At 52.9% G+C, this 5,192-nt stretch carries 6 protein-coding genes; 1 reads left to right on the top strand and 5 read right to left on the bottom strand.

What is annotated here, in order from left to right; translation table 11 throughout:
* Positions 1 to 140 precede the first annotated feature (140 nt).
* From ABJK70_RS19635 to ABJK70_RS19620, 4 genes are all read right to left on the bottom strand, one after another.
* Positions 141 to 1,040 carry a GGDEF domain-containing protein gene (locus tag ABJK70_RS19635; protein ID WP_347258839.1) on the bottom strand — a complete coding sequence of 300 codons (900 nt, stop codon included), beginning with the start codon at positions 1,038 to 1,040 and terminating at the stop codon, positions 141 to 143.
* A gap of 227 nt (positions 1,041 to 1,267) precedes the next feature.
* The gene (locus ABJK70_RS19630) at positions 1,268 to 1,546 is read right to left on the bottom strand and encodes a hypothetical protein (RefSeq protein WP_077729231.1); all 279 of its coding nucleotides are present in this window, start codon (positions 1,544 to 1,546) and stop codon (positions 1,268 to 1,270) included.
* Between the two features lie 333 nt (positions 1,547 to 1,879).
* Positions 1,880 to 2,272: a hypothetical protein gene (locus ABJK70_RS19625; RefSeq protein ID WP_156879364.1), complete on the bottom strand. Its 393-nt coding sequence runs from the start codon at positions 2,270 to 2,272 to the stop codon at positions 1,880 to 1,882.
* A gap of 145 nt (positions 2,273 to 2,417) precedes the next feature.
* The gene (locus ABJK70_RS19620) at positions 2,418 to 2,900 is read right to left on the bottom strand and encodes a hypothetical protein (RefSeq protein ID WP_347258838.1); all 483 of its coding nucleotides are present in this window, start codon (positions 2,898 to 2,900) and stop codon (positions 2,418 to 2,420) included.
* Between the two features lie 331 nt (positions 2,901 to 3,231).
* Between ABJK70_RS19620 and ABJK70_RS19615 the strand changes: the two genes are divergently transcribed.
* Complete coding sequence (locus ABJK70_RS19615) at positions 3,232 to 4,530, top strand: hypothetical protein (RefSeq protein WP_077729228.1); 1,299 nt, start codon at positions 3,232 to 3,234, stop codon at positions 4,528 to 4,530.
* A 133-nt stretch (positions 4,531 to 4,663) separates the two neighbouring features.
* Here the strand turns inward: ABJK70_RS19615 and amrA are convergent.
* Positions 4,664 to 5,192 (bottom strand): AmmeMemoRadiSam system protein A (gene amrA, locus ABJK70_RS19610; RefSeq protein WP_347258837.1); only part of this gene is annotated, 529 nt, incomplete at its 5' end.

Here is a 5,192-nt window from a genome sequence, read left to right as displayed (position 1 = left end):
GAAGTCGCCGAATTGATGCGTTCGGTTGGACTGGATATCGGAAAAACGCCTTCGGATCGGCGCCCTGCGCGCCGGCACGCGAGCGACAAAGCTGTCCGCCGCCGAAAAACCAAGATTTCTTAAAACCGTCGGCCTTTTGGCTACGTATCGATTGCAGCCGCAACCCGATTGCGTCCGCCGCGTTTTGCCAGATACATGGCCTGATCGGCGCGGCGCAGCAAGTCCAAATGAGTTTCTCCGGAAATCAGCGTTGCTACCCCCAAGCTCAGCGTAACGCGGACGCCCGAATCGCGTACTCCGCAGAATGTTCCTTCGACCGTGTTACGAATGCGTTCAGCAAGATTTACCGCGCCGTCCTTGGACGTGTTGGAAAGCAGAATGACGAATTCTTCACCGCCATAACGGAACAGGATATCGCTCCCGCGCACGGAATCCTTGATAGATCGCGCTACCGACCGCAACACGGCATCGCCTGTGTCATGCCCGAAACTGTCGTTGATCGATTTGAAGTGATCGACGTCGAGAAGAATGATCGAAAGGGGGGTGCCGTAGCGGCGCGCGAGCTCAAGTTCCCGCTGCAGACTACTGAGCAGTGCCGGTCGATTCCCGGTTTGAGTCAACTGGTCCGTGTGGGCATAACACAAGGCTTCGCGATACTTGAGCCCGTTTCGCAAGGGATAGAGTAGGCGGCAGAGTAGCGCTTCCACTCGGGCCAACTCCGGTTCACTGAAGCGCCGGTCTCGGCTCATCCGCCATTCGCCGAGCGGCTCGTTCTCGAGTTCGAGATTGTAAGCGCAGACGTGCCGTCCTTTCTTGCCCAGCGAAAGTTCGATGCCGAGCTTTTCGTTGCAAAAGCGCAAGCCGGAATGGGGAACGATAGTCTTCAAGTGCGTGCTGAACAAACCGAGAAGCTGCTCTATGTCCAGCGTGGTCTGAAGAGCTAAGACCATTTCGTAGTAGGATCCATCACCCAGAGCGGTTTTTTTCTCGCTCTTTTGGCTCGACAGCGCGGCTAAATTTTCCGCTTTATTATTTTTCATCGCGCAGTTTCTCTTCTCGCCGAAAGGGTGTCTGATGGCTTAGGTCTCTTCTAAAGCGAGATTTATGCCAGTGTCCTCGGCACCCGAAATTCAAGCGTTCGATGCTACTGCCTGTCGGAAATTTGACGGGTGAGGTAGGACCATTTTGTCGGTTTATGGCAAGCGTCGAAAATTGATCGAGGGACAGCAAAGCCGAGCGCGAAGTTGCGTGCCCGTCAAAGAAAACGTCAGTGAATTCTCGGTTTTTTGCCGACATCTAAAACCGGTAAAAATTCGGACTGTTTGTAAAGAGTCAGTGCCCAGCGGTCCTGATCGCTGTCGTGGCGGAGAATATAAATGCCGTCCGTGGTAAGCAGCTTGAAATATCCATATTCCGACGCGAGCCACCGGTCGATGACCTCCACGACTTCGATGCGTCGGTCGCCAAGGAAAAAAGCGGACGGCTCTTGTACTCCAAGCTCGCTTCGGTTAGCCAGAACTGTAATCGGCTGTAAATTGTCGGACATGACAAATCTCTGAATCGTTCGCTATTTAAAAAATGCTTCCAGGTAAGCCCAAAATTCGGAAATGCACTTTGCGTGCCTCGATCCTTCGGTTTCTTGCGTAATCGTACCTTATCCAGGAAGTCGTGTTAACGGAAGTGCGAAATCGATGCGGTATTGATTTTATCGCATGCGATCGGCGAAGGTGAGCGAAGGGATACAATTTATGGTGTCCTTGCGATACGAGGACATAGCGAATGAATCTTGCCCGTTCAGCAAGGCAGTGCCGACGTTATCGTGCGAAGACAGACGTCTCAGGGACTGGCTTCGGCTCCTGTGCTATGCATGTAAATCGCTTCATGGGTGACTGCCCGAGTACACGTTCCACACGTGCAGTTGATCGCAGCCATCGTTGCTGTATCCAGTAACTTTGATCCAGGCCCGCCCGTCCGTGATCGGTTGAGAGAGCACGCCTTCGACCGCTAGTCTCCCGCTACGCTGTTCGGAAATCGTGACGGCGACGGGCTCGTTATTGACCCAGACTTTGATGGTGTCACGGTCGGTATTTTCCGAGGCGACGAAAGAGAACTTTTGGAGTGCCGGGACGCTGGTCTTCTTGGCGGGCGATTCGTCAAAGAAAATCGGTGGCGTGCAATCGAGAATGATTCCGCCGTGGTGACTCACTCCGAAAGCAAAGACTGTGGCGGGTAATAGGTACGCGAGGGACGCAATCGCGACAGGTTTTATCATTGTATTTACCCTACTCGGTTTTGACTGTTCCGTCGTTCAAGCGAACGAGCGTTGCTGTTCCCGCGGAGAAGCGTTTCTGGTCTTTATGATTGTAATTCGGCCTGGAGGCTCGGTTTGACGGTATATCGGTTTTCCACGCACCGCTCTAAATCAAGACAAACAAACTGCCTATCAGCATGCTCAAGACCACGCCTTTCCAAGGCCACCAAAGAGCCGACCAAGACAGGCGCAAGATTTTTAGCTGTTTTTTAATCCAACGCATCAAGGCTGGAATAAGCCTGGTTCGGCTATATCGCCAGAGCCATCTCACAGTGACGATGCCGAGCAGGATCTTGAGTGGAGTTATCGTCCAGGCGGTAATCAGTTCTGCGTGGCGTGGCGAAAGGTCGAACCAGTCCTCCAACTTGTCTTCGATGAGGATTTCCTCGCCGCCTTCCACGAGAATGAAAATAGCGTCCCCAAGCAGTTCCATGATGTCGAGGATCAATTCGAAGATCAGTTCTGCGGAGGCAGTCACGGCGACCAGGCCGATTCCGAACCAGAGCAACGGTTTCCAGCTGGGCTCGGGTCGGGGATCGGTACCGGACGTTTCTATGTCCGAGTTCGAATTCTCTGTTACGTCACTCATGTTTTATTGACGGCTAGTCTGGATTTGCGCAAGGGTAGCTGCGTTTCACGTACCGTTCAAGCACTGGTGGTGTGGGCGCTCCAACGGAAAACGTCTTGAATTTTTGCAGCGTCCTAATCCGGCTGGCCCTCGGCGTGTCAGGCGTGGAGCGTAAAACACCCGGTCCGAGAACATGAGGCGGCTGGAATCGACGCGAACTGTGCTATAGTTCGGCAGCCACAGGGTGCGGTTATCCCGGGATCATCTGAGCCTTCCTAATTTCGGGATTTGCATCGGGGCGGTAGCGAACTATCCGACAGAGTCCGACGAATAAGATCTCATCGAGAGCCTGATGGAAATTAAAGAATGGCTGCATGTATGGCAGTTTGAACATCATCCCTTCGTAATCTTCGACGCAGACCGCGATCCTTATCTGCAGGCGGCCATGATAGAGAACACGTCGTTGCGGTCGGCGTTGCTGAACCTGGACAAGCCCAGTCCGTACGTCATTTTTGCGATCCGAGGAGCCGGAAAATCCTCCATGCGGATCGACACCGAGCGCTATCTGAGACAGTATCAGGACAAGGTGCTGGTAGTCAGATACGTAGAATTCAACGAACTGCTCAGCGAAGTCACCAAGGTGAGGAAGCTTCCGGCCGAGTATTCTCCGAGGAAACCGGGTTTGGCGAAGCTATTTCGGAGAAGAAAGGAAGAGGTACTCATCCGCGAGAGCAAGATCACCCTCGACGATCATCTGGATTACCTTCTCAAATTGGGAATAGAGGAGCTGTACCGCAATATTACCGAGGCTCAGAAGGAAGACATGCTCAAGGACAACCGGGAGTTCGCGGAAAAATTCATATTGCTTACGGCACTTTATTTCTCCCCCAATGATCTGTCGAACAAGATCTCCGCGCTTCGGAAACTGATCAGTATTGCCGGTTACAAGAAGCGGAACAGCTTTTTCTCCAATAAGCAGGCAAAGCTTTTGGCCGGAGAGATTTATCGGAATATCCGCGGCGTTCCGGTTTCGGTGGAGAACATGTTCAAGATCATCCAGGAAATCGGACCTGGTCTGTTCGAGTTCCACGGTATTCCGAGGATGACGGAGAACCGGTTCACGCTGCTCAAGAGCTACATGGATCTAGTCCAATACTTCGGGCTGTCCGGCGTTTATCTGTTGGTCGATCGCGTGGACGAGCCCACCAGCATCAAGGGCGATCCGGAAAAGATGCGCGAGCTGGTAACGCCTATTCTCGACGATCAGCTGTTCCAGATCGATCATCTTGGCATCATTCTGTTCCTGCCGTACGAATTGCACGATCTCAAGAAGTATTATCGGAGCGATCGAATCAAGACCATTTCGTCGATCAATTGGTCGGCCGACAATATGATCCGGCTGATCGAGAAGCGCATGAACGTTTCCCGGAAACCGGGAAGTGCGCCGATCAAACTGGCGGATCTGTTCGAGGAAGAGGGAGAAAGCAAAGCTCAATTCATCGTACGCCAGTTGACGCCGCGGAATGCCTTTCGATTGCTGAGCATCATCGTCGAAGAACACTGCCAGACCGTGGTGTACGGGCCTAAAATTTCGACCGAGGTGTACGAGTCGGCTGTGCAAAGATATCTTATTGAAAAAGAAGGATATTAGTTTTTGCAGTCCGGTGAGTGGCGAAAACTCTTCAACCCCGAGAGATAACCCGCAATTTCACTTGCCGAGCCCATGGCTTGCCCGTATCACATGGAAGTGTTCGATAAGCTTCCATTTCAAGCGGGATGAAGAGCTATGTCGAATCCCCATCGATTGCTTCCGTGCGATAACGATAGATCCTGATCGAGTCGGACCAGTAATCCTTGGGGAGACCGGCTTTCAATTTCAGATGCTGCAAGAATGCCCGAGGATTCGGCAGTGATTCCCAAACCGAGGGCAGAAAAGTTCCGCGCCTGAGCCCTTCTTCCAAGATCAAGCCATCCTCGCCCGCCGCCAATTGTTGTAGCAAATCGTCCTCAGACGTGAACGACACCGGCTCCGCCGGCGTCAGCAACGATAGATGGATATCAAGCCGCTCGATGTCCCACTGTCTGACCGGCGGGAACCGAGGATCCCTAAATGCGGCGGCGTAAGCGTTATGAGCGATGTCTTCGGCTAAAGAGCGAATGGCTTCAAGCGTGCCGATGCATCCGCAGAGTTTGCCTAGTATTTCGAGCGTCACGAACGTAGCTCTCATGGTGATGAGCTCAGGTGCTAGCGTTTGCTGTTCGACGGGAATCGGTCGTCCGTGGACCGAGCCGTACTCGATTGATCGTTTCGCA

Origin of the sequence: Methylocaldum sp. (genome assembly GCF_039794385.1) — a bacterium.
Lineage (GTDB): Bacteria > Pseudomonadota > Gammaproteobacteria > Methylococcales > Methylococcaceae > Methylocaldum.
Note: the sequence above shows the minus strand (reverse complement) of the source record. Positions and strands in the feature narration are given on the sequence as shown.

What these genes read in the sequence shown, in the direction of transcription:
- ABJK70_RS19635 (WP_347258839.1), bottom strand. Translation starts at nt 1,040, where the DNA reads ATGAAAAATAATAAAGCGGAAAATTTAGCCGCGCTGTCGAGCCAAAAG.
- ABJK70_RS19630 (WP_077729231.1), bottom strand. Translation starts at nt 1,546, where the DNA reads ATGTCCGACAATTTACAGCCGATTACAGTTCTGGCTAACCGAAGCGAG.
- ABJK70_RS19625 (WP_156879364.1), bottom strand. Translation starts at nt 2,272, where the DNA reads ATGATAAAACCTGTCGCGATTGCGTCCCTCGCGTACCTATTACCCGCC.
- ABJK70_RS19620 (WP_347258838.1), bottom strand. Translation starts at nt 2,900, where the DNA reads ATGAGTGACGTAACAGAGAATTCGAACTCGGACATAGAAACGTCCGGT.
- ABJK70_RS19615 (WP_077729228.1), top strand. Translation starts at nt 3,232, where the DNA reads ATGGAAATTAAAGAATGGCTGCATGTATGGCAGTTTGAACATCATCCC.